Raw genomic sequence first — 25063 nt, forward strand, 5'->3', positions numbered from 1 at the left:
CCTTCTGTTCCTCAAACTGCCCGTTTTAAAATAGTGTGGTGATTCTCGGGTACTTCAGGGATTTTTGGAATTCCGGGCACTATCGCTCCTACAGTTCCAAAAATCTTCTTGGTCCCATAAATCACCAAACTCTTAGAAAATCGGGATTATCGTCACTTGCAGCACTGACATTACTCTACAATTTCGGTGAAATCGACATTTTCAACAATCCAGCGTTTACGTGGATCGACTTTGTCACCCATAAGTGTTGAAACACGGCGCTCCGCCTTAGCGGCATCCTCAATCTGTACCTGAAGCAGCGTACGCGACTCTGGATTCATCGTTGTCTCCCACAGCTGATCAGGGTTCATCTCACCCAACCCTTTATAACGCTGAAGCTCGAAGTTTTTGCCGAATTCCTTTAAGTAATTTTGCAGCTCTTCATCACTCCAGGCATACCTTACGGTCTCCAGCTTACCCGTTTTGCGGGTCAACTTATAAAGTGGAGGCTGAGCGATAAAGACCTTGCCTGCATCTAATAAAGGCTTCATATAACGATAGAAAAATGTCAGCAGCAGCACCTGAATATGCGCTCCATCGGTATCGGCATCGGTCATAATGATAATTTTGGAATAATTGCTGTCTTCGACAGTGAAATCCGGACCAATTCCAGCGCCTATCGTAGAAATAATTGCTTTATACTCGTCGTTCTTCAGGATGTCCAGCAGCTTAGCCTTCTCCGGATTCATCGGTTTACCTTTTAGCGGCAATATCGCTTGAATCTTAGAGTCACGGCCTTGCTTAGCCGAACCACCCGCGGAATCACCTTCCACGATGAACAGCTCCGTACGTGTAACGTCCTTTGATTGTGCAGGAGACAGCTTACCGCCAAGATTCGAGCTTTCGCTGCGTTTCTTGCCTGTGCGGATCTCATCGCGGGCTTTACGTGCCGCTTCCCGGGCTTTCGACGCTTGAATCGATTTCTTCAGCAGGCTCTGCGCAACTTGTGGATTTTCTTCCAAGAAACGCGCCATATTTTCAGAAACAATATAATCTACTGCACTACGGGCGGAAGCACTGCCAAGCTGATCCTTCGTCTGTCCAACAAATTCAACCTCGGACATTTTTACACTGATGACAGCCATCATACCTTCCCGCAGATCATTACCTTCCAGGTTTTTATCCTTTTCTTTAAGCAATTGCGTGCGGCGGGCATATTCATTTAATACACGAGTGTACGCAGTTTTAAAGCCGGTCTCATGTGTGCCCCCGCTGCGAGTTGGAATGGAGTTTACGAAGGAAGCCAAGGTTTCTGTGTAGCCTCCGTTGTATTGAAGAGCTACTTCTACCTCGATATCATCCTTTTCTGCACTGAAATGAATAACATCATGGAGAACATCCTTACCTTCGTTGAGGAACTGCACAAATTGACTGGCACCACCTTCATAAAAGAACTCATCCTGACGGTTGCTCCGCTCATCTTGCAGTGTAATACGCAGACCGGAATTCAGAAAAGCAATCTCCTGAACCCGCTCTGCCAGCGTGTCATAATTCAGAGCAATTCCATTTGGGAAGACACGAATATCTGGCTTGAAAGTAATTTTCGAACCAGTTTTATTGGTGTTACCCAAGATTTCAAGACCAGTTACAGGTTCGCCGACATGCTCTTTGCCCTTCTTGTCCACCCAGTACTCAAACCGCTGACGATGGATTTTGCCCTCACGATAAATTTCTACTTCGAGCCATTCAGACAAAGCGTTTGTGACAGAAGCCCCTACGCCATGCAAACCGCCTGATTTTTTATAACCCGATCCACCGAACTTACCGCCCGCATGCAAAATTGTAAATACAACTTGCGGTGTAGGTACCCCTGTCTTATGCATTCCAGTCGGGATCCCCCGTCCATTATCGCTAACGGTTACCGAGCCATCCTTGCGAAGCAGTATGTCAATCTTTGTACAATACTTGGCTAAATGCTCATCTACGGCATTATCTACGATTTCCCATACTAAATGATGTAGTCCTGAAGAACTCGTACTGCCGATATACATGCCAGGTCGTTTGCGTACTGCAACCAGACCCTCGAGCACTTGAATGTCGTCAGCATCGTATCCAGTACGGCCATTCTCGCCGTTATTAGAAACTTCAGCAAACATATCGATCTGTTCGAGCATTCATGCTCCTCCTTCTTTTCTCTATACTAAGAAGAAACGGCTTGGCCGTCCTTTTTGTTAAGAACGGTATCCGTTACTGCCAAAAACCTAAGGATAGAATATAACGTGAAATTATACTCTCCTATATTTCTAAGAAATGCAAACAAACGTTTTGGTCACTTTGTTCATTCTAATTCAAAATATCCCTTTTCGTAAAGACGGCGAATGAAATGATCACCGAAGCGGCTCCCCATACAGCCAGCACAGCCATGGAAAATGACAAGGACATCCCTTCAATGGGGGCGGGAGTACCAGACAAATAGCTGGTCAGTCCAAGATTTACCATAAATAAATATTTCGCTGTTGTCCAGGCAGAGGCCATATTGGTCAGTATACTACCTGCAATCAGCGCGGCCATCATAACTACTATACTCGCGGCAGTACTGCGAACAAGCACCGAGATCATGAATGCGAGCAGTGCAACCACTACGCTGACGAACCAAATCAAACCACCTTGCATAAGCATATATTTCCACTGAGGCACTGCATGTACAGTAGACATATCTAGCGAATCACCACTTATTTTAAAGCCTGTGAAAACAGGAATGTTAAAGCCTTTAAAACCAAAGGCGAGACCAGAGATAAAGTAGCTGATTGCAAATGTGGAAAGTACGATAAGCGAGACAAACATTAGCAGTGCTGTCATTTTGCTAAAAAGCACCTTCCAGCGCTTGACCGGCCTAGTCAACAGCATTTTGATAGTTCCAGTTGTCCTTTCGGCCGAGACCAAATCTGAGGCCACCGCCATAATAAGCAACGGAATAAATAATGTAACCGAATTATCCATAAATTCACGGGTAAAGGTAACCCCGCTAGGTTCATTCGGATTAACGTCATGGTGAAGATAATACTGAAGCTGTTGTACAAATATTCGCCGATAAGTCTTCCATTCCTCTGGAATCCGGTCACTTCCCAGTGAATTTTGATTATCGATAATCTGCTGCTGGATCTCAAGCCGCCAATCGGAATTAAACTTCTCCCGGCTCCGTTCGGCTGAACGCATCTGTGCATAGGTGAACATAGGCACCAGTACAATCAGAATCAGCAGTATAACATAAAACCGTTTCTTTTTTATAATCTTCAAGCACTCATTACGGATTAGCGGAAGCAAGTTACTCAACATTCTCACCCTCCGTTAGTTTCAAGAATAGCTGTTCCAGTGTCGGATTAATTTTATGCACAGCCCTCACCTCGATTTCAGCAGTAACCATTACGGCCACAATCTCGGGGATCAGATCCTGATCCATGATCGTTATTAAAGAATTGGGGCCCATCCCTGCAATAATTGAGTCATCTAATGTGACGTCTTCCAGTTTCTGAATCTGAATATCTGAACGATCAGCCAGCATTTCCCGAGCCTCAGCAAAAGGCTCCAGCTCCCAAAGTACATACGGCGAATTACGAGCGATCAGCTCATCTACCGCACCAACAGCCAATACACGCCCTTTACTAATTATCGCTACACGGTCGCAAAGAAGTTGAATTTCGCTTAGCAAATGGCTCGATACGAACACCGCCAGCCCTTCATCCGCCAGCTTGCGAATGAATTCTCGCAGCTCCTTAATACCTTTAGGGTCAAGTCCATTCGTCGGCTCGTCCAAAATAAGCAGCCGTGGACGTCCCAACAGTGCCTGCGCAATGCCTAATCGTTGTCTCATCCCAAGCGAGTATGTACTTACCTTATCATGTATCCGCTGATCTAATCGAACAATATCTACCACTTCGCTAATACGTTCATTGTCTACACCAGGCTGCATCCGGGCAAAATGCTGCAAATTCTCCCACCCGGTCAAATAGGTATATACCTCAGGATTCTCAACGATAGAGCCTACATATTGCAATGCTTTTTCCGGATTTCGGTTCACATTGTACCCACATACTGTAATCTTGCCCTCAGTAGGACGAATCAAATCCACAAGCATGCGGATCGTGGTCGTCTTCCCAGCGCCGTTAGGGCCGAGAAAGCCGAAAATCTCCCCTTTTCTCACATCGAAAGTAACATCATCTATTATCCATTTCCGTCCTATTTTTTTACGTACCCCGTCCACAGACAAGACGACTGTGCCGGAGTCTTCACTATTCGCTTTTGTCATATTTAATTTAGCTCCTTGTGACTGTCATTTTCTCGGTTTGTACTTGCTCAAAGGGCATTTACCTACATGATCTTACTGCAAAATTTAACACTCACCTATATACTACTGCACAGCCTGTATGAACCGTTCTCCGATTCGCTGATAGCCATCACCATTAGGATGAAAATGATCGGTGGATAGATACTTGTCCAAATGTCTGTTAAACAAGTCAAACGTAGGAACCAAGGTCATGTTGCTATGCTTATTAATAATATCCATTGCCGTATTATTCCACTTCGTTACCGCTTGATTGCCTGGTACCAGTAATTCTGGAATATCGCCAAAGGGATTATACAGCCCCATATAGTAAATTTGCGCATTTGGATTGATCTGTGAGATTTTATCGAGAATCTTCTCCAGCCTAGCTGCTGCTTCTGGCAGAGCGGCTAATAAAGACTCTGGAGTCAGCTCCTGCTCAGAGGTTGATGAAGTTGTGTTTCCTTGCTGCGCCCCATTATTCTCAAGAATATCCGAATCCTTAAACAGATCATTTCCTCCGACGGATAGCAAAACAACATTCGACATGCGCAAGGCATACTCCACACCATCTTCGTTCAGTTTGCTTAACAGCCCCGCAGTAGTCAACCCGTTAATCCCCATATTACCTAAAAAGTCTACTGTGACACCTTTTGCAGATAAACCAGTAACCGTACGCTTAACAAACCCTTCTCCGGTGTTATCACCAGTCCCCTTGGTAAGCGAATCCCCGAGCGCAACAATTTTGAGGAGCTTGACAGTCTCCGTCACCGGTGCGGCTGTTTGCTGAGGCAAGCTGCTCTCGGTAACCTCTCCGACCGGATAGATAATATCTTTAACCGCATAAAATAAACCAACCATCAAAACTATAGTTGTTACTATGGAAATCAAGCTGACGCTGCGCCATGTCCATTTCGAATCCTTCAAAGCTATCCCTCCGTATGCCGTTCTATTATGTATTGTTCCACAATTTACAAAGATCTTAACTATGTTACATAAACATAATTCTTCCATAGAAGTTTTGCAAATGTCTAGCAAAGAAATAAATCCCGCTGTTACAGTGTTTATGCCGAGGAGCGAGTGTGGACTTTTTTGAAAATAAAAAAATACTGGCTTTTTAATTAATGCCATTATATAATATTTCCCGTTGACTCTTTAGACATTACGGGTTATTAGCTTAGCTGGTAGAGCAGCCGACTCTTAATCGGCAGGTCGCAGGTTCGACCCCTGCATAACCCATAGAGCTAGACAGAAGAAGTAAGGACAAGTTCCTTGCTTCTTTTTTTGTTGCATTTTTGATCTTCACCACACAAAAAAAACCGCTCCCCGACTTACATCGGAGAACGATTTCTTCCTGAAGCATCTACTCGTATTATTTACCAATAAACTCTTGAACCCAGTAATTATTATCATAACCTACACCGATATAATTGAAGTTAGCATTCAAAATATTAGCGCGGTGACCTGGACTATTCATCCATGCCTTCATAACTTCTTCTGGTGTTTTTTGTCCCATTGCGATGTTCTCGCCTGCGGCTTTATAAGTGATGCCAAAGGATTTCATCATATCAAATGGTGAACCATACGTAGGTGAAGTATGTGAAAAATAGTTATTCGAACGCATATCCGTAGCTTTTGTAGCGGCAACTTTGTGCAGGCTGTCCAATCCAGCTACAGGTGACAAACCAGCTGCTGCACGTTCTTTGTTTACCAGCGTTACGATTTGCTGAACATAGGTTCCTTTATTGCTCACAGCACCTGTTGTAGTTGTATTATCTGTCGGCTTAGTTACAGTAGTTGTGTCTGCTGGCTTTGTAACCGGTTTTGTAGTTGTAGTTGTGGTCGTGTTGTCTTTGTTTGGTACTGTTCCAGTTTGCGGCTTAGTCACCACGATTGTGCTATTCGAAAAAGGGAATCCCTCAAGATTAGCTTGTTTAAAATATTGTAATATTTGCTCATAACTTGTGCCTTTTATTGTTACTGTCGATTCATTCGATGCCGCATTTGCTTCCAATGGAAGAGAAATACTAAGTGCCATAACAGCTGCCACACTACCACCGATGATTGCTTTTAATGTCTTGTTCTTCAATCTGCCATCTCCTTTTTTCTTGCGTGTAATATATGCTTGTGCCTAGAGTGACCATCTACAAATGTTACAAAGTTGTAATTTGTTCCTCAGTCATTGTAGCATAAATCTCTCAAATGTGCGCTTCTAATTTTTTACATATAATAGTCTTGACTGTAAGATTTCTGATTCCTAGATACATTCGCTTTCTTTCGCTGTTTTCCTGCCTAAAAATACCAATTCATCTATTATTCGCGAAAGAAAGCACAAAAAAAGTCGCCCTCCCCGAAAGGACGGCAACTTCAGCAAACCTATGGATACCTGTCAATTAATGAAACGACTGCCAGAACTCGCCCTCCGTAGAGATCAATCCCATGATCTCCGCATAAGGAATCCGGAAGGTTGGAAAACCTGCAGAATACGGAGCGATCTCATAAGGTGCGAAATACAGATACAACGCTTCATTATCCACAAAGAAGGGTTGATCCGAGGTAATTCCTTTATACGTATCCGGAAAAACATATGAATATTGTGGATCGTTCTCGATCTGTTTGCCCACAATTTTACTGAGCTTCTCCACATATCTGCTGCCCGGCTTGAACAAATCTCCCAGCTTATAGAACCTGCCGCTGCGCAAATTAATATGCGGATAGATTTTGGTAGGCATTCCATGTGCTGCTCCAAAAGGAAAACGATATCCGGTCAGCTCCAGCACCAGCAGGTTTTTACGGAAGAAAGAGACTGAAAAATCACCATTATAACTAAAGTCCTGGGAAACCCCTCCACTCCCAACGTCTTCAGCAAGGGATAGCTTGCGCAGCTTATCGTTAACCTCTCGCGAAACTTCCGCACTGGCAATCCCTTCAACGACCGGATAATACACCAGATAATCCCTGTTCGGTTTGTATTTCTTCTCCACTACGGAATAGGGAGGTCTCAGCGGAATGACTCCATTTTGGCGCCAAACCTGCTTTCCCTGCCGATCATAATAAGAGGTGCGTTGATCTACATCTGCTCTTATCAAACGTCCGCTAAGGGTGAGTGTTCCTGCACCTGGAATAACTGGAGGCTGGGCTGCCTTTTTTCCACTTCTATCGATAAAATAGGTATCTTTTGCATCAAATACAGACGCCAATCCCTCCTGGTAATTGTTCACGCCAAGCAGGGTGTGATTGCTCAGGACCGCTCCCGTTTCCGCATCTGCAATTACGTAACGTGATCCGCGATAAGGCTGGCTGGGGAATACAGGCGTTCCTATGGCTACTCTGCCTTCACCTAGCTGCAATACTTCATAATATTTTACCGGGATGATCATTTTCCCTTGTTTATCAATCAGCCCGTAGGCGTTGCCATAATTCTCAGCGGTATTCACCACCGCACGTCCCTCTGAAAAAGGTAAAGCAGAGGTGAATTGCGGCTGAATAGCTACAGAACCATCCGTATTTAAATAGCCATATTTACCGTTTTCAGTCGCTTGATAGGCGAGTAAACCTTCTCCCGGACTTCCTACAAAAGGATGGTTATAAGTATGCAGGATGTTCCCAGCCGGATCGATGAGCGCATACTCTCCTTCTTTGATTTTAACCAAAGCCACGCCGTTCATAAAATCATTGGCATCCACATAAATCGCGGGCAGCACCTCTTTACCTTGCGCGTCCACATATCCATATAGCGATTGGCCACCGGTTGTATTTTGTTTTGAAAATAGTGCACGCCCCTCATGTAATGAGTTCAGATAATCATACCGGGCGGACGTCACTTCTTTGCCTTTTTCATCAATAAAAGTGTACCCCTTGGCATCCGACACTACCGCGCGCTCTTCCGAAAAAGGCGCAATAAAAGAATAGATCGGCTTCACTCGTTCTCTTCCAGTGCTGTCAATGAGCCCGCTGCTATTTTTTCGCTGAACTACGGCAAGACCGTTCTTTTGAAAATCTTCAGCATATTCGTACCGAGGTTCAATCTGAACACGGCCTTCGTCATTAATATATCCCCAAAGTGTGCCCTCTTTGAGATTAAACGGCGCCGGATGCAGACCCGTGGTCCGCAGATCGTCCCCCACCCACTCCGGCAATAAGTATGGCGCCTCAAAAGGCTTATTAGAGTAATCTACACGATATAATCCCGCTTCTGCCGGAATCGTGACAAATAACTCCTCTTCCGTACGTATGAAATCCTCATCCTGCTGAGTAATATATTCGTTCCAGCCAATGCCATCCCATTTCCATACATCCGCCTGTATCAGTCCATTGTCATTCCCTTTCCCCAGCTCATTCAACCTAATCCTTAACATCCAGTCGCTCCCCTTTAACAAAGGCATTTGCCTATAGAATATGGGAGAACGTTGGTTTATGTGCTTTTTGATCTTTGGGGCTGGGGAGAGAGGAGCTTTGGTGGGGAATCCGCAGAGGGGGTAGGCGTATTCTAGGACATTTTCGCCTCTCTTTCGTCCTCTGTATATCATTTCAGCTAATTCTGCGGGATTTTTACCTTTCATTCGCCTCACGTAGCTCGTTTCAGCCAATTCTACGGGATTTTTACCGTTCATTCGCCATACATAGCTCGTTTCAGCCAATTCTGCGGGATTTTTACCGTTCATTCGCCTCACATAGCTCGTTTCAGCCCATTCTGCGGGATTTTTACCGTTCATTCGCCTCACATAGCTCGTTTCAGCCAATTCTACGGGATTTTTACCGTTCATTCGCCACACGTAGCTCGTTTCAGCCAATTCTACGGGATTTATACCGTTCATTCGCCACACGTAGCTCGTTTCAGCCAATTCTACGGGATTTATACCGTTCATTCGCCTCACATAGCTCGTTTCAGTCAATTCTGCGGGATTTATACCGTTCTTTCGTCCCACATAGCTCGGTTCAGCCAATTCTACGGGATTTATACCGTTCTTTCGCCCCACGTAGCTCGTTTCAGCCAATTCTACGGGATTTTTACCGTTCTATCGTCCCACATAGCTCATTTCAGCCAATCCTACGGGATTTATACCGTTCTTTAGCCTCATGGTGCTTCTGTTCTGTTACTAATATTAGTTTGTTGATATTGTTGGGGAGCTATGATGAATATGATGTGTTTTCGTGGTGCTCCTGATGGCGATGGTCGTGTTATTGCTGCTGATATTGATTTGTGGGCGTGATTGCTGTGTTCATGCTGATAATATTGAGTGGAGTGTGATAGCCGTATTTGTGTTGATGACATTAATTGGTGATGGTAATGATGCTGTAGATGTTCCGTGGCGGTGAAGGTGCAACTATTGGGTCGAGTAAATCCTATTGGTGGAATATTAGATTTGATGGAGCAAGGGTGGCAATGTTGATTGAAGTTTGTGGTGGTAAATAATGTTGATGTTGATGTTGATGTTGATGTTGATGTTGATGTTGATGTTAGTGTTGCTGGCGCTGTTTAGTTGTGGTTACATTTTCGCGGGTAGTTTTTGTGGTGTGTTTGTTTCATGTTGGTAGTAGCCATTGTTGATCTGTGTGTTGGTGGTGACGACGCTATTTGGTCGTGGTCGCATCTTAGTGGGTAGTTTTGGTGTTGTGTGTAGTTGGTAGTACTGTAGTTAGTGGTGTTTTGGTTGACAGTGCTGTGGTTGGCAGTACCGTAGTTAGTAGTACTTTAGTTAGCAGCGCTGTAGTTAGCAGTGCTGCTAGTGGCATTATTGGTGTAGTTGGCATTATTGGTGTAATTGATATTATTGGCGTAGTTGATGGTGGTGCCAATGGTACTAGTGGGAGCGGAAGTGGTTTATCCCCAACTAATTAAACCAGTTTTTGTGGGTAGTTTTTCATACATAGTTATGGTGGGTAGTTTTCGTGCTCGTGCGTAGTTTTTCTATGCGAGGAGCAAGGGGGCGACGTTAAGTACTTGTGAATTGGTACTTGTGAATTGGTACTTGTGAATTGGTACTTGTGAATTGGTACTTGTGAAATTGTACTTTTAAATTGCTTTTTATGAATCGGTACTTTTAAATTACATCTTATGAATTGGTACTTTAAATTGGTTCATATGAATTGCATCTTATGAATTGCTTCTTATGAATTGCTTCTTATGAATTGCTTAATCTCAGCAAGCGAAATGGACAAACCAAAAAGCGTTTGCCATAAATAGCAAACGCTATGATCACCATACATCCAACACGCAACTATTTCTTCGAAGAATACTTCCGCATATCAAACGCGACGGCGGCAATGATGATTAGACCTTTGATAATCAACTGATAGTAAGGGCTGATGCCAATGAAGGTCAGGCCGTAGTTGATTAAGGTAAAGATAATAACACCGACCAGGACACCTGGCACCGTTCCGATACCACCGGTTGTAGACACCCCGCCCACTACACAAGCAGCAATCGCATCAAGCTCATACATGTTCCCGTAGTTATTGGTTGCGCCACCTGTTCTTGCAGCCTCTAGCACACCCGCCAGACCATAAAGGGCTCCAGCAATGGCATAGATATAGATCAAGTTCTTGGAAACATCGATGCCAGATACTTTAGCTGCCTGTATGTTACCGCCGATAGCGTACATGTTCTTACCCAGCTTGGTTTTATTGAACACCACCCATACGATGGCGGCGACACCCAAGGCTATCAGCACAATATACGGGATTGAATATTGCCCCTTGCCAATAAACCCGGAACCGATTGTAGTGAAATCTGGACGCAGACCGCCAATCGGCTGCGATTGGTTCGGATCCATGTCAAAGTACAAGGAATTCAAGCCGTAGACGATAACCATCGTACCCAGTGTTGCGATAAACGGCGGGACATTCAGCTTGGAGACGACAATACCATTGACGAGTCCGCAGAGAAGACCAGCGATGATAGCTATAAGGATCGGAAGCCACACTTGCACCTGCGGCAGATCAGGAAAAAACCGCCGGGAATAATCCGGAATTTGCAGCATCGAAGCAGAGATTACCGCCGTAAAACCAACCACACGTCCAGCAGACAAGTCCGTCCCAGCTGTGATAAGGATGAAGGCAACACCAAGCGCGATGATAATCCGTGTTGACGATTGAATAAGAATGTCCCGTAAAGTATTTACAGAGATAAAGGCCGGCTCATATAAGGCAATACCCATAATCAGAATTACCAAGACAATATAAATGGCATTTTGAGTAATAAAAGATTGGGCTCTTTTAGCGTTCATTAGTAGTGTTCCTCCTTAAAGTTACGCGAAGAGTAATTCTCTTCGTAAACCAATCTAGTTTCGCCCAGCAAAACTATCATTGAAATCCTATCCTAATGCTGTGCAGCGAGCCGCATAACTTCGGTTTCCGTAGCTTGCCCGCCTTCTAGTATTCCGGTAAGCTTACCTTCCGACATGACCATTACACGGTCAGACATTCCGAGCAGCTCCGGCATTTCTGAGGAGATCATAATGATGCTTTTCCCTTGCTGCGCCAAGTCGGCAATAATCGAATAAATCTCGAATTTAGCCCCTACGTCGATACCGCGAGTCGGCTCGTCCAGAAGCAGGATTTCGGGCTCGGTTAGAAGCCATCTGGCGAGCAGCACCTTTTGCTGATTACCACCAGAAAGATTCATGATCAGCGTTTTGGTTGTTGGAGTTTTGGTCCGTAATTTTTCAATCATTTTATCGACTTCTTCTTTTTTCTTTTTTCCATCTAGTAAAAGTAGTAGTTTCTGGTATCGATGCAGATTAGCGATTGCGCCATTTTCATGAACAGACAAGACTGGAAAAATACCAGTGACACGCCGTTCCTCGGTAAGCAAGGCCATTCCGTGTTTCTTAGCATCCTTGGGAGATTGGATATGAATGCGCTTACCATCGATAGAAATCGTCCCCGATTTAATAGCCCGCAGGCCGAATAATGCTTCAATAACCTCTGTTCTCTGAGCGCCTACCAGACCACCAATCCCTAAAACCTCACCTCGTCTTAATTCAAAAGAAACATCTTTAAACGATCTTTCCTCAGGGGAGGTTAATCCTTCCACTTTCATATATACTTCGCCAGGCACGTTAAAGCGTTCTGGGAATCGATTGGTCAAGTCGCGGCCGACCATTTTGGAAATGATAAGATCTGTAGTCAATTCCGCCGCTGGCCAGGTTCCGATTTTTTTACCGTCCCGCATAATGGTAACCTCGTCAGAAATTTCGAGAATCTCTTCCATTTTGTGAGATATATAAATAATAGCTACGCCTCTACTCCTAAGATCCCGTATGATCCGAAATAAATGCTCCACCTCCACACTGGTCAGGGAGGAAGTAGGTTCATCCATTACAATAACGCGGGAGTGAAAAGAGACAGCCTTCGCAATTTCAATGGATTGGATTTTGGATACAGACAGCTTACCCACTAATGTCTCGGGATTCAGATCGATATCCAGATCTTTAAACAAATTCTCCGTGTCAGTGTACATTTTCTTATGGTCAATAAACTGAAAAGGTCCAATCCCTTTGGTTGGGAAACGTCCTAACCAGATATTCTCCATCACACTTCGGAACGGCACGGGATGCAGCTCCTGGTGAATCATGGATATCCCATTTTTCAAAGCGTCATTTGAGCTTCCGATAGAGGTCTTCTCACCCTCCAAAAAAATCTCACCGGCATCCGGTGAATAAATACCAAAGAGACATTTCATTAAAGTGGACTTACCCGCACCATTCTCGCCCATAAGGGCATGCACCGAACCTGGTCTGACCTTTAAACTAACTGCATCCAGCGCTTTGACGCCGGGGAATTCTTTAGTAATGTCATTCATTTCTAGCAAAAACTCAGCTTTTTCCATGTTGTTACGCCCCCTACGCTTTTTTCTTTTTTCATGAGAGGCACAGCGGTTTCATCCTGTTCCCTGCCTGAAAGAAATCCGAGGAGCGAATATCCGCTCCCCGTTGCTGCTATATGATCATGAATTCCATCTAGATTAGAGCGTTATTATTTGGCGTCATCGATATTATCTTTGGTGATCTTTTTATAGGAAATCCACACGTATTGGTTGTCTGTGATATCAAAGCCTACGTTATCTTTTGTAGGTGTTTCTCCTTTAGCAAGCAGAGCAGCAACTGTGATCGCAGCTTTACCTTGGTTGTTCGCATCATTCAGCACGGTACCAAGCATCGTTCCATCTTGCAGCGCTTGAATCGCAGGAGCAGTAGCATCTACACCTACTACCGGCATAAATTTATCACCCGTGAAGTAACCTGAAGCTTTCAGAGCTTCGATTGAACCGAGAGCCATATCGTCGTTGTTCGCAAGCACAGCTTCAATTTTGTCGCCATGGGAGCCAAGGAAGGCTGCCATTTTTTCTTGCCCTTTTACGCGGTCCCACATCGCAGTATCTTCAGCCAGCTTTTCTACCTTGATGCCGGCATCTTCAATTGCTTGGATGGAGTACGTAGTACGAAGCTCAGCGTCTTGGTGCCCCGGTTCGCCTTTTAGCATTACGTATTGGAGGACACCGTCGCCGTTTTTATCCGCTTCAGGATGTGCCTTCCAGTAGTCCACGATCAGTTGACCGGACATAGTTCCGGATTCTTCCGCTTTAGCGCCTACATAATAAACCTTATCCCATTTCTTCATATCTTCTGGCAGCGGCTCGCGGTTCAGGAAGACCACCGGAATATTTGCCGCTTTTGCTTTTTCGATAATAACGCCAGCCGCAGTACGGTCAACCGGATTGATCAGCATGCCTTTATATTTTTTGGTGATGAACAAGTCAACTTTGTCATTTTGTGTGGGTTGAGAATTTTGGCTATCTACGATATCTACAGTAGCAATGCCTTTGGCAGCAGTGTCGATTGCGTTACGAACACCCGTCATGAAGGTATCGTCAAATTTGTAAATGGCTACCCCTACTTTTGGCGTTTCAGTGGAAGAACCCGCATTTTCAGTTTTTGGAGCATTGGTAGCTTTACCACTGTCTGCATTATTGTTGCTATTGCCACAGCCTGCCAGAGCTGCACCCAGTATTGCGCTTGCTAAAAGAACGGAAGTGATTTTTTTCATTATTCATTGACCTCCTGTTTATACTTCTTTTTTTTGGTTTAACCCCGAATTCTCTCGGGCACATCCATATTATGCCTTAGGTGAAAACGGTTTCGAATATAAAATCCTACTCACTTTTATAAAAATTCTACTGAACCCAAAAAACGAATACCTCCCATTTTAAGGATGGCATTCGTCTTTTCAAAAATAACCCGTCCACTATCTGACGAAGGGAAATAACAATTTTTGATTCTCAGGCCACAGCATATTGTCCAAATCAATGAGTTTAGTGCCCGTATCGACACGTTCAGGAACATCCATTCCTTCGATTACCTCAACGGCATGTTTTACGGCTAAATACCCGTTACTAAAAGGATTTTGGATTACGGTCGCTTGAACCGTCCCCTCCTGCAGCAACTCCATCATTGACGGGGAGCTGTCGAACGCAACCATTTTAATATTATGCAGCCCTCGGCTCTGGATAGCTTTTGCCGCCCCTTGTGAAGCTGTCTCATTCAAGCTGGCGATCCCGCGAAGATTTGGATGTTTCAGCAGCATTAACCGTGTCAGCTCTTCAGCATCACTAATACTCGAAGTGGTATAAGAAATCTCTACTACCTGTATGTTCGGATATCGGGCAGCGTAATTTAAAAATCCCTTTTCCCGTTCCTCTGCATCTCTTGCACCATATTCAATGCCGTTTGAAGACTCCTGCTCCGCCCCCAAAGATGAATTTGTGAAGTTAATGATGCCGACCTCCCCGTATCCATTTAGCAGTTGAATGAGTCTTTCTGCAGACTTTTGTCCCGCTTCATAGCCGTTTGAACCCACATAGGCTCTTACTCTGGCCGAACCGACTTCTGCATCCACAGACAATACGGGAATCTTGGAATATGCCGCCCGATCGACCACTTGTGCAAGTCCCATGTAGCTGCTGGCAGCTAAAATAATAACGTCCGCTTTTTCTTTAATGGAGTCCTCAACCATTCTGACCTGTTCCGCAATATCACTCTCCGCATTCGGAGCTTTGAACGTTAATTTCACATTAAATTCCTGTGCCGCGGCTTCTGCACCCAATCTAACTGTATTCCAATAGTCGCCTTTGTTCATTTTCACAATAAGATGAATATTGCGGGTTTTGTTCGTATTGATATAATTAGGTGCCGAATTAAAACAAGACGTGATCGTGGTCCATAACACCACACATACCAGCAGGGTTAGCCAAAAACGAACGATTTTCATACCGATGTCTCATCCTCCTCATGTCCAGGATTGCCCTCGCCTGCTGCGAGTGCCGGGAAGATAAGAGTAACCGTAGTGCCTTCTTCAATTTCACTTTCAAAAGAAAGACCATAATCACGCCCATAATACAGCTCAATACGCTCGTTAACATTTCTAACGCCTACCCCGGAGCCATGCATACTCTTACTGCCGCCAGTTAAAAGAACCTTCATAGTCTCCTCGGACATACCCAGTCCATTATCACGAATGCGGATGATGACAAGATCATCCTTCAGCTCCGCTTGGATCGAAATAAAACCTTCATCAGGCATCATTTCAATCCCGTGATACAGGGCATTCTCCACAATAGGTTGTAAAATTAGCTTAATAGTCTGACACTGCAGCACTTCATCCTGAGCCTCGATCTCGTAGCGGAACTTATTTTTGAACCGAAAGCTCTGAATCACAAGGTAATGACGAACATGATCAAGCTCTTCCTGCACGGTAATCATATTATTCCCTTTACTAAGGCTAATCCGGAAAAACTTTGATAAGGACTGAATCATCGTGACTACCTCCTCAGTCTTGCCGCGTTCAGCGAGCCGGATCACAGAATTCAGGGTATTGTACAGAAAGTGCGGATTGATCTGGGATTGCAGCACTTCAAGCTCACCTTTACGTTTGGTTTCCTGTTCATAAATAATCTGATCCATCAGTTGGCGGATACGTTGCAGCATAAGGTTAAACCGTTTGGACAGCTGTTCCACCTCATACGCCCCGCTGACATCTATTCGAGTGTTGAGATCCCCTTCGCCCACCTGCTGAAGCGTCCGTTCCAGCTTGCGGATAGGGCGGGCAATACGTGCAGACAAAAAGACGGATACAATAATTACGCATAAAATGACTACCGCTAAAAACCAGGATAAAAAAGTGTTTAGATCACGTTTGGTGGTTACAATCTCATCGTAATAAGCCACGCCCACGATCTTCCAGCCTGTCTGTTCCAGTGTCCTTACGGTGATAAAACGTTTTTCACCCGTAGACTCATCCAAATAGCTACGAAAAGCATATTCCAGTACTGGCTCCACATTCTCATATTTTAAGCCAGCGTAAATCAGCTGCTGCTGGGGATGGTACACAATATTTCCTAGCTGATCGAGGATGTAAGCGTATCCTCTTTTGCCAAGCTTAACCTGCTTGCTCAGCTCATCAATGGTTCGAAAGTTAAAATCCATCAGCAGGATGCCGGTTTTTAAGACTCCGTTCTCCTTATATTGAATTAATTTGCTGATAGACACGACCCAGATATATTGACCTTTGAATAAATTCTGAATATGAGGTGCGGAATAGGAGAGCTCTGATGTTCTTTGCGCCGTCGTAAACCAGCTCTGAGTCTCCAGCTGTGTGTTGCTGCGCAGCTTCTGACCGGGTGTACCCACGACATATTTCCCCTGTGGTGTAAAAACAGCCGCCGAGACCAGATCCTCTCTGCTCCCCATTAGCATAGCCATTCTTTCCGTCAATAAAGCGGAATCCACGGAAGGGCTATTCGTAATCTGCTCCTCCGCTGTCTCAAAAATATTGCGCATTCCCTTAACATAAAGACCCAGATTGTAATTCACTTGCTCAATGATCTGCTGCATATTCATATTGGCATTCTCTTCTGCGGTCTTGGCAAACTTGTTGTACAGCATAAGACTGACAACGACAGCTACCAGCACGGCAACAGATGTAAAAGTGAGTGTAATCGTAACTTGAATGCTTCGGAGCTTGGAGGACAACCGACGTTTTCCGCCTTTGGGATGCTGCGGTCTTAGAGGAAAGGAATATGGTTTATCCTTCAGCATCTTTACCCTCCTCTGGAGCTGTTTTTATACTCTTTAGGAGATTGGCCATATTTTTTGCGGAAACAAAAGCTGAAATAGTTAGGATCGGCAAAACCTATTTTTTCTGCGATTTCAAAAGCCTTTAGCTCTGTGGACCGCAAAAGTTCCTTGGCTGCCTCTAACCTAATTTGCAAAAGATAACTAACGAATGTCATTTTCATTTCCTTCTTAAAAATACTGCTAAAATAGCCGGTACTTATATGTAAATGCTGACAAACCTTGCCGATGGAAATATCAGATTCAACATAGTGGCTGCGTATATATTCTTTAGCTTCATCAATAAGCAGCTTATAGGAAGATTGACGTTCTAATGCAATCGTATCCATTAAACCGCTACAGACTGCAATAATCCATTGCTTGGCTTCGGCCATACTATTAAATTTATTAATGGCAGTTAGCGACGAAATGCCAGAACCAATATACTTTGCAGCCTCACTGCCGGATTCTTTAGCCACTCGCAGGATAGATGTAAAAATCTCCAGCAAAAAAATCTGATAATCCTGTGTAGACACCTGCTCTGCGTCAAGACCAGCAAATAACTCCTCAACAACCTCTTTAAGTTCTTGCACCGTACCTAGTTTAATCGTCCGGATTAAGGATTGCTGGGTTAGTTCATCATAGGTTAGCAGTGTGCTGGAACGTGACTCAACGTCCTCAATCCAGATCACCCGGTTATTGCCGAGAATAAGCCGATAATCTAATGCCTGCATGGCATCCCCAAATGAATTAAATAACAAAGCAGGCGATGAACAGACCGTTCCGGAGCCTGCCGTTACCGTCAGCTTCAGAAAACGCTGTACGTTCTGGCGGATTTCTTCAAGAAGCTCAAAAGTCTTTCCAGTGATATCAGTTTCTTCCCCTTCTTCATGGATTGTGAGCAATACGACCTCATCACGATGAATAAACACCCTTCCAAAACCATGCTTCGAGCATATTTCTTCAGCAATATTCAGCACAGCGAATAGCTGTAAATTCTTTTCACCAGTGTCTCGTAAAGAAATTTGCCTGCCTGCTGCACCCCCAGCCGATTCCCGCTCAGGACGAATATAATCCACACTAATTACCGAAGCCTGAAACCACCGTCCCGTTAATTTTATGCCATATTCAGAGCTTTTCTCAGCAATTTCATCCGTACGCAATCTACGCGAAATAAGGGACGATAAAAATTGCTCCCTTAACACAGGCAGACTTTTCCGGTAATGCTCACTGAGTACAAATACATTTTCTTTTTCTGCAATTTCAGCCTCGATAGTGGCTCTAACCTTAAGCAATACTTCAATTAATTCCTGCGAAGAGAACGGTTTCAAAATATACTCATCAATTTGCAATTTTATCGCCTTCTGAGCATATTCAAATTCATCATACCCAGTCAAAATGATAATCTTAGTGTTAGGATGATGACTACGAATCCATTCAGCCAGCTGAAGTCCATTCATAAAAGGCATTTGGATATCGGTAACTACCACATCCGGCAGCAAACGGTCTATGGCATCCGCAGCTTCCCGTCCATTCTCCGCCTGCTCAACAATCTCAAATCCGTAACGCTCCCAGTCAATCTGCCCGATAACGCCTTCCCTAACGTCTTCTTCATCTTCAGCAAGAACTAGCTTATACATGTCTCATCCCTCTTTGGAAACGTTTTAGATGTCATAAATTTTATTGTATATGATTCAAACCAATCCATCTATGGTTAAGTTATTTAAATAGTTTTAGGTATTAATATATTAAATACATATAAAAAAAGAGTTCCAGAGCAAAAAAAAACCATCCCGCCGTAGCTGGGATGGGGATGATCGGTAACCTATAAGTATTATAGCAACGCTTTGTTAAAGCGATAGCCTGCTGTCTTTTCGAAACCGATATGACGATAAAAAGCATGTGCCGGTGCGCGTTCTACGCGGTTGCCACTTCTGAGGAAAAGCTGACAGCAACCTTGCTCACGTGCCCATTCTTCTGCTGCGGCCACAAGTCTTTTACCGAGTCCGTTTCCTCTGAGTTCTTCTGATACGATAAGTGCAGTAATCTCTGTGATACAATCTGTCTGTTTGTAATACGAGCTTACCTGTCTAAGGCCGATCATACCCACAACTTCATTATTCAGCTCTGCTACAAGTGTGCATTGGAGATTGCTGTTCTCCATGCTTTCCAGTCTCTCTTTCATCACGCTTAGCGTTGTTGGATAGCCGAATTCCCGCAGAAGCGCTGTAACTCTCTCCAGATCATTCAAGCCGCATTTGCGAATTTCCAGTACAGGTGCCATGGTACTACTGTTCATCCTCATATACCTCCACTTTTAGCATAGACGCCGCCTGCTTGGCTATCGTCCGCGCGATTTCCACATCTTCCGCCGCACTTAACGCTACTGCCATCCGCCGACCAGGACGAACTTCCGGTTTGCCAAATACGCGAACCTGAGTCCTGGGCAGTTCCAAAGCTTCACCAATTCCGGTCACAGCAAAGGCTCGTCCTTCTCCATCAGCCTTCAGCGTAGCTGAGGCACCAGGTGTCAGCAATTGTACTGACTGGACAGGAAAACCAAGAATAGCTCTGACATGCACTGCAAATTGAGATAAATCCTGCGTCGCCATCGTGACCATCCCCGTATCATGGGGTCTAGGTGACACTTCACTGAACAATACGCCTCGATCTGTCAAAAAAAGTTCCACTCCAAAAATACCGAAACCTCCGAGCTGATCCGTTACTGCTTTTGCAATAGATTGCGCTTCTTCAAGCAGCTCTGGCTTCATAAAGTGAGGCTGCCAGGATTCCACGTAATCTCCATCCTTCTGAATATGTCCAATAGGTGGACAAAATACCGTTCCAGACACAGAACGCACCGTCAAAAGAGTAATCTCGCTCTCAAAAGTAACAAAAGCCTCCACGATAACCCGTGTTCCTTTAGCTCTCGCTCCATCCAAAGCAGTGTTCCAGCAGTTTTCTGCATCCTCAGGGCTTTTGCATACGCTCTGACCCTTGCCAGAAGAACTCATAATCGGCTTAATGACACAAGGAGTGCCTAGCTCGGCTATAGCTTGTTGCAGCTCTTCCAGACTATCCGCAAAACGGTAATCAGCGGTTGGCAGTCCAAGGTCTTCAGCCGCAAGACGACGAATCCCTTCTCTGTCCATGGTCAGCCGAGCCGCCCGCGCCGTCGGAACAACGAAAAAGCCTTCTTCTTCAAGCTCTTGAAGAGCATGAGTGGCAATTGCCTCAATCTCCGGAACAATGACATCCGGTTTCTCAGAGCGAATCAGCGCTTTCAGCGCCTCTGCATCCAGCATATCAATTACATGTGAACGATGAGCTACACCCATCGCCGGTGCATCGGTATAACGGTCTACAGCTACGGTCTCTACGCCAAGGCGTTGAGCTTCAATTATGACTTCCTTACCCAGTTCCCCGCTGCCCAGCAGCAACAGCTTGCGGCTTTGAGCTGAAAAAGGAGCTCCCCACATTGTCGATTCCAACCTCTTTCGGCAAATTGACTGTCTCGTTTTTATGAATTTCAGAAAACGTAACAGTTTCATTGTATATTTTCAGGCTTCTTTATTTTCATCCATCATACGCCAGATTGCAAGTGTTCTTCGACATTTTCCTACAAACTTCACAGAACTTTGTCGACTTTATCAACGAAAGTTTGTTCTAGACGTGATAATTGGTGGCTTATTTGGCCCCAATGATCTGCAGTCTCACCCCCTTTAAGGAGATCTAACATCGCTTTCTCTTGCTCCGCAAGCCCTTCTTGCAGGCTTTCGGCAGCAGATTTTAATTCTCTGCTGATATTCTCGACGTAATGAGCAATTAATTTTTCCTTCTGCACTGCCGCTGCAAGATTAACCGCTTCTTTCAAAAGCGGCTCTGCCGCACCTTTGACCAATTCCCGCCCAGTTCCCTCAAAGAAATAACGCGGGGATTTGAAATGGCCCCATAAAGCGGACCACTGCACAGGCTGAAGCTGGCATTCCAGATCCTTAGGAGATGGCCAAGCCTGCTCCTCATTCTCCATAAGATGAAATTCCTCCGTGGAAAAGAGCAGCTCTGTAGCTGCCGCTTCAGCAGCTTCATGAACAAGCCTGCGTCCCGTGCTCTCTAGCCGCAGCGTTGTTGCCCATAGCTCTTGCTCAAGCTCGCGCTGAGTAGTACGCATTAGTTCGGCACCACAGGCAGAGAAAATGGCTTTTAAATTCCCTGCATCCTCACGCAGTAAGGAGGGATGAAAAGATTCCTGAAAATTTCTATTGAAGGAGAAGCTAATCCGCTGGCACACATGATAGATCAGTTCTTCACTTTCGTGAATAAGATCTCTGCTAGGACGTTCCTCAGTCTCCAAAAGAGACAACCGCTTCATGGCGAACTGACGCCGTTCCTGCAGTTCTTTTAACCCGGCTTCACGCTCGCCCGCCGCCTTGGAAGCCAGATTCTGCCATTCCTCAGCCCGGCGCCGAACCGATGCGATACTCTCAGCAGCTGCGTTAAGTGAAAGCTGAGGAAGCTCATCACCAGCAAAGCTGGATAGTGCTTGCTCAAATTCATTGAAGCGGGAGGTTCCATAAAGATCGTGATTATGTTGAGTTTTAGCTTCTAGAGCAAGCAAGCTGGACAAAGCATAGATTCTCGGAGACCGCAAACCTCCGGCACGCAGATTTTGAACGACATGTGCTTTAACCTCATCTAGTTCTTCTTCGCTTGAAGCGAGATCGGAGGCATTAATAATAAAGAACATTTTATCGAGAGCAAAGCTGTCTTTAATGCGGCCCAGCTGGGCCAAGAGGCCGCGATCCGCCTTCGAAAAAGCGTGGTTATAATAGGTCAAAAAACAGATCGCATCCGCATTTTTCATGTAACTAAAGGTTACGCCAGTGTGACGTGCATGCAGTGAATCTGCTCCTGGTGTATCTACGAGCACAATCCCGCTCTCAGTCAAAGGACAGGCATAATAGAGGTCAATCCCTTGCACAAAGCAAGCTCGGGTCTCTTCCGCAACTAGGTTTCGATATTCTTCCAAATCAACCGTCCGCACCGTTCCTAGCAACGGCTCCGCTTCAGCCCAACCGGATGCTGCGGCTCTTAGAAATCCTGCATGCGGCAGCGCAGAGGGGTGGATTCCCCGTGTTGGCAGGTTCGCAAGTACTGCTGTCCACGTATCCTGTTGCGGCTCTCCAAGCTGCAGCACGCTGAAGGAATGGCAGATGTCATCCCAGAAATCCGCCATGCTCTTCATCGTTACAACCGCGCTGGCATGGCGGAAGTCTCCTTCCGGCGCCAATATGCGGTTAACTGCGGCCGTGGCAGGGTGTGGCGACACGGGCAGCACTTCTTCGCCGAGCAAAGCATTGGCGAAGGAAGATTTGCCTGCGCTGAACGCACCGAACAGCGCAAGGGTAAAGCGGCCGCCGGCGAGATCCTCCGCCCGTGCAGCCAGACTGCGCGCCGCAGATGCCATCGCTGGCTCGCGGCGCAGCAGCTCTGCCGCAGCCGCCAGCGCGTCAGCGGCTGCCGAGAGCCGGCGGCGTCCGCCCGCCGGCGAAGCCGTTCCCGCCGCCCAGCTTGCGGCGGCGGCACTTCCAGCCGCGGCGCGTTCGCGCGGCTGGGTCTCCCGCGGTGCGGCGCTCTGCGCAGCCGCACGCAGGGTGACCTTCACCTCCGGCAGGATGCCGGGGGTGAGGGTCCGGCGCGGCGGCAGCAGCGCCGCTAGCTCGTGCGCGCGGGCGTCAGCCGCGCGGTCCAGGGCGGCTAGGGCGCGGGCAGCGCTCGCCTGCCGCGTAAGGGCCTGTTCGCGGCGCTGGAGTTCCGCGCGCTGCTCCTCAATAAGCGATGGCAGCTTCGCCAGCAGCTCATCGCCAACTAAAAGCGCAGCGCGGCGGAATTGACTCTTCAGATCTGCCGCAAGTGTGCGGCAGAAATTGAGCAGCGCCTCGCCGCTATTCCCCGTTCCCGGCTTAACTGCAGCCGCCAGCCATTCCTGGCTCACCGCCGGGAACCCTTGCTTCAGAGTCGTCTCTGCCTCCTCTGCCCACAGTCCGAGATTCTCCGCCCATTGACGTACCAGCTGAATCAGATGCCATTCCAGCTGAGCGGAAACCTCTCGGACCAGTAATCCTTGCCAGGCATCCAGTCGTTTGCCTTGTTCCTTCTCCCGCCGTCCGGCTGTAGAGAACAAACCTAAGCGGAAGCCTGGGCTGACACTCTCCACATAGCTCCCTGCCGCCTCTCTAACATCCGCAGGCATTAAGTTAGCATTATTGAGTAAGGCATCAAGATCACTTCGCAGGCTAGCTCGTGATTGCTGAGGCAGCTCCTCAAGCAGTGCCTTCTCTTCTTCCAGCGATTTCAGCTCTTCCATCACAACTGTAACCGCTGCACCCTCTAGCTCAGCTAAAAAAGTTTCCCGTTCCTCCTGCTGGTCTTCACGGAACGCGGTTAGCGAAGAATCTGCTGTATGATGAATGGAACGTGACAAGCTATATTGAAGCAATTGTTCCCTGTGCTCCAACAGCTCTGTTATAAGGTTCAGCAGATTATCCCAATGATTCAATGGGTGCTCTTTCATTTTGAGTGAGGTAAACAGAATCCCCGCACAATGAATCCCCCACTGCTCAAAAGCATTTTCAAGCTGGCGTTTATATTCTTCAATGGAAATTTCTTGTTCTCTGTGCTTGTCTATCTGATTAACAATAAGATAGAGCGGTTTGCCCCAGTCACTAAGATTTTTGGCAAATGCTAAATTATTCTCTGACTGTACATGGTTATAATCCATAACATAAAAGACGACATCAGCTAAATGCAGCGCGGAACGAGTGGCCGCCTGGTGGCCATCATCCGTCGAATCCACGCCAGGTGTATCCAATAGAACACCATGCTTCCCTAGAAGAGGAAACTCATTCCAGACTTCAATAGCGGAATATTCTCCGCCATTTCGACAATATTCCTGTAATCTTTCTGGTGTTGTCTCTACAGGGGTAGATTCATTTTCATTTCCCTCAACCCTTGGATAGATAAGCACTCGTGGAGCCCCGCTGCGGATTGAAACAATATTGGCACTAGTCGGCACAGGTCCGGAAGGTAACACTGAGCTACCGCATAAAAGATTAATCATGCTGGATTTCCCTGCCGAAAAATGCCCACAAAAAGCAAGGGTCAGTTCATTCCCACCCTCTTTATTTTGTAAATCTTCATATATTCGTTCAGCACTCTCATCGCCCCAGTGGCGCATTAAATCTTTCAGCTGGGAAAGCAGCGATGCTGTTTCACTTAATGTCTCTCTCTGAATTCTAACCCGTTCCGCTCCCACAGACATTCCACCTCCACAGTTACCTTTTAATCATGCACTGATCTTAATCCATTCATGAATACTGATTTAAGCTCTTTTTTATGCAAAACTTATATAGGTGCAATTTCTGAACTTTAGCGCGGAACATTTTTATAAATAATAATTACAGTTTATCACCAGTTTGACACAAATTAAATACACACTACTTACAAAATAACCTATCATCTCCTACGAAATGATAAAAAAAAAGAAGCGACGTTGTCGTCCTGTAAAGCCAACAGTCGTTTCTCGTAGAAATATAAAGATATTCAATAAAAAAAGGAGCCAGCCCCAAGGGCCGACTCCATTTCAGGTCAC

Annotated in this window: 17 protein-coding genes and 1 tRNA gene; 3 read left to right on the plus strand and 15 right to left on the minus strand. The window is 45.8% G+C overall.

Annotated elements, in window-relative coordinates:
- Positions 1-170: 170 nt before the first annotated feature.
- From parE to NSQ50_RS20170, 4 genes are all read right to left on the minus strand, one after another.
- Positions 171-2153 (minus strand): DNA topoisomerase IV subunit B, encoded by a 1983-nt coding sequence (gene parE, locus NSQ50_RS20155; RefSeq protein WP_036685709.1) that lies wholly within the window; start codon positions 2151-2153, stop codon positions 171-173.
- A gap of 169 nt (positions 2154-2322) precedes the next feature.
- A complete protein-coding gene (locus tag NSQ50_RS20160) occupies positions 2323-3312 on the minus strand; it encodes an ABC transporter permease (RefSeq protein WP_036685819.1) in 990 nt (329 codons plus the stop codon).
- On the minus strand, positions 3305-4285 hold the full coding sequence (locus NSQ50_RS20165) for an ABC transporter ATP-binding protein (protein ID WP_036685707.1): 981 nt from the start codon (positions 4283-4285) through the stop codon (positions 3305-3307). Before NSQ50_RS20165 ends, NSQ50_RS20160 begins: the two co-directional genes overlap by 8 nt.
- A 102-nt stretch (positions 4286-4387) precedes the next feature.
- Positions 4388-5227, minus strand: coding sequence for a GDSL-type esterase/lipase family protein (locus NSQ50_RS20170; protein WP_076147235.1), 840 nt, complete (start codon positions 5225-5227; stop codon positions 4388-4390).
- 239 nt (positions 5228-5466) lie between these two features.
- On the opposite strand from NSQ50_RS20170, the gene NSQ50_RS20175 reads away from it, so the two are divergent.
- Positions 5467-5539: transfer RNA gene (locus NSQ50_RS20175), tRNA-Lys, on the plus strand.
- 133 nt (positions 5540-5672) lie between these two features.
- Here the strand turns inward: NSQ50_RS20175 and NSQ50_RS20180 are convergent.
- A complete protein-coding gene (locus NSQ50_RS20180; RefSeq protein ID WP_036685704.1) occupies positions 5673-6389 on the minus strand; it encodes a CAP domain-containing protein in 717 nt (238 codons plus the stop codon).
- Positions 6390-6693: 304 nt separating this feature from the next.
- Positions 6694-9279: a WG repeat-containing protein gene (locus NSQ50_RS20185; RefSeq protein WP_340949692.1), complete on the minus strand. Its 2586-nt coding sequence runs from the start codon at positions 9277-9279 to the stop codon at positions 6694-6696.
- A gap of 187 nt (positions 9280-9466) precedes the next feature.
- On the opposite strand from NSQ50_RS20185, the gene NSQ50_RS20190 reads away from it, so the two are divergent.
- Positions 9467-9619 (plus strand): hypothetical protein, encoded by a 153-nt coding sequence (locus NSQ50_RS20190; RefSeq protein ID WP_155288159.1) that lies wholly within the window; start codon positions 9467-9469, stop codon positions 9617-9619.
- Positions 9620-9914: 295 nt separating this feature from the next.
- The gene (locus NSQ50_RS20195; protein WP_143760468.1) at positions 9915-10142 is read left to right on the plus strand and encodes a hypothetical protein; all 228 of its coding nucleotides are present in this window, start codon (positions 9915-9917) and stop codon (positions 10140-10142) included.
- A 379-nt stretch (positions 10143-10521) separates the two neighbouring features.
- Here NSQ50_RS20195 and mglC read toward each other — a convergent pair whose 3' ends face one another.
- The 9 genes from mglC to NSQ50_RS20240 all read right to left on the minus strand — a co-directional run bounded on the left by mglC (position 10522) and on the right by NSQ50_RS20240 (position 24733).
- Positions 10522-11529, minus strand: coding sequence for a galactose/methyl galactoside ABC transporter permease MglC (gene mglC, locus NSQ50_RS20200; RefSeq protein ID WP_036685697.1), 1008 nt, complete (start codon positions 11527-11529; stop codon positions 10522-10524).
- Between the two features lie 92 nt (positions 11530-11621).
- Entirely contained in the window at positions 11622-13133 is a 1512-nt protein-coding gene (locus NSQ50_RS20205) for a sugar ABC transporter ATP-binding protein (RefSeq protein WP_076141297.1), read from the minus strand.
- Between the two features lie 146 nt (positions 13134-13279).
- On the minus strand, positions 13280-14350 hold the full coding sequence (locus tag NSQ50_RS20210; protein ID WP_143760467.1) for a galactose ABC transporter substrate-binding protein: 1071 nt from the start codon (positions 14348-14350) through the stop codon (positions 13280-13282).
- 198 nt (positions 14351-14548) lie between these two features.
- Positions 14549-15571 (minus strand): substrate-binding domain-containing protein, encoded by a 1023-nt coding sequence (locus NSQ50_RS20215; protein ID WP_038572394.1) that lies wholly within the window; start codon positions 15569-15571, stop codon positions 14549-14551.
- On the minus strand, positions 15568-17397 hold the full coding sequence (locus tag NSQ50_RS20220) for a sensor histidine kinase (protein WP_081383399.1): 1830 nt from the start codon (positions 17395-17397) through the stop codon (positions 15568-15570). The genes NSQ50_RS20215 and NSQ50_RS20220 overlap by 4 nt, the downstream gene beginning before the upstream one ends.
- Before the next feature lie 2 nt (positions 17398-17399).
- Positions 17400-19052 (minus strand): response regulator, encoded by a 1653-nt coding sequence (locus NSQ50_RS20225; protein WP_036685685.1) that lies wholly within the window; start codon positions 19050-19052, stop codon positions 17400-17402.
- 194 nt (positions 19053-19246) lie between these two features.
- Positions 19247-19711, minus strand: a complete 465-nt coding sequence (locus NSQ50_RS20230; RefSeq protein WP_232061416.1) for a GNAT family N-acetyltransferase — start codon at positions 19709-19711, stop codon at positions 19247-19249.
- Positions 19701-20891 (minus strand): formate-dependent phosphoribosylglycinamide formyltransferase, encoded by a 1191-nt coding sequence (gene purT, locus NSQ50_RS20235; RefSeq protein WP_076218863.1) that lies wholly within the window; start codon positions 20889-20891, stop codon positions 19701-19703. The genes NSQ50_RS20230 and purT overlap by 11 nt, the downstream gene beginning before the upstream one ends.
- Positions 20892-21040: 149 nt before the next feature.
- Entirely contained in the window at positions 21041-24733 is a 3693-nt protein-coding gene (locus NSQ50_RS20240) for a dynamin family protein (RefSeq protein WP_076223071.1), read from the minus strand.
- Between the last annotated feature and the right edge of the window lie 330 nt (positions 24734-25063).

This window comes from Paenibacillus sp. FSL R10-2788, assembly GCF_038003885.1.
Taxonomy (GTDB): domain Bacteria; phylum Bacillota; class Bacilli; order Paenibacillales; family Paenibacillaceae; genus Paenibacillus_AQ; species Paenibacillus_AQ odorifer.

Bases quoted from the DNA above. Each gene is read 5' to 3' on its own strand.
- NSQ50_RS20220 (WP_081383399.1), bottom strand. From the start codon at position 17,397: ATGCTGAAGGATAAACCATATTCCTTTCCTCTAAGACCGCAGCATCCC.
- NSQ50_RS20205 (WP_076141297.1), bottom strand. From the start codon at position 13,133: ATGGAAAAAGCTGAGTTTTTGCTAGAAATGAATGACATTACTAAAGAA.
- NSQ50_RS20225 (WP_036685685.1), bottom strand. From the start codon at position 19,052: ATGTATAAGCTAGTTCTTGCTGAAGATGAAGAAGACGTTAGGGAAGGC.
- NSQ50_RS20240 (WP_076223071.1), bottom strand. From the start codon at position 24,733: ATGTCTGTGGGAGCGGAACGGGTTAGAATTCAGAGAGAGACATTAAGT.
- NSQ50_RS20210 (WP_143760467.1), bottom strand. From the start codon at position 14,350: ATGAAAAAAATCACTTCCGTTCTTTTAGCAAGCGCAATACTGGGTGCA.
- NSQ50_RS20190 (WP_155288159.1), top strand. From the start codon at position 9,467: ATGGCGATGGTCGTGTTATTGCTGCTGATATTGATTTGTGGGCGTGAT.
- NSQ50_RS20165 (WP_036685707.1), bottom strand. From the start codon at position 4,285: ATGACAAAAGCGAATAGTGAAGACTCCGGCACAGTCGTCTTGTCTGTG.
- mglC (WP_036685697.1), bottom strand. From the start codon at position 11,529: ATGAACGCTAAAAGAGCCCAATCTTTTATTACTCAAAATGCCATTTAT.
- purT (WP_076218863.1), bottom strand. From the start codon at position 20,891: ATGTGGGGAGCTCCTTTTTCAGCTCAAAGCCGCAAGCTGTTGCTGCTG.
- NSQ50_RS20215 (WP_038572394.1), bottom strand. From the start codon at position 15,571: ATGAAAATCGTTCGTTTTTGGCTAACCCTGCTGGTATGTGTGGTGTTA.
- NSQ50_RS20230 (WP_232061416.1), bottom strand. From the start codon at position 19,711: ATGAACAGTAGTACCATGGCACCTGTACTGGAAATTCGCAAATGCGGC.
- parE (WP_036685709.1), bottom strand. From the start codon at position 2,153: ATGCTCGAACAGATCGATATGTTTGCTGAAGTTTCTAATAACGGCGAG.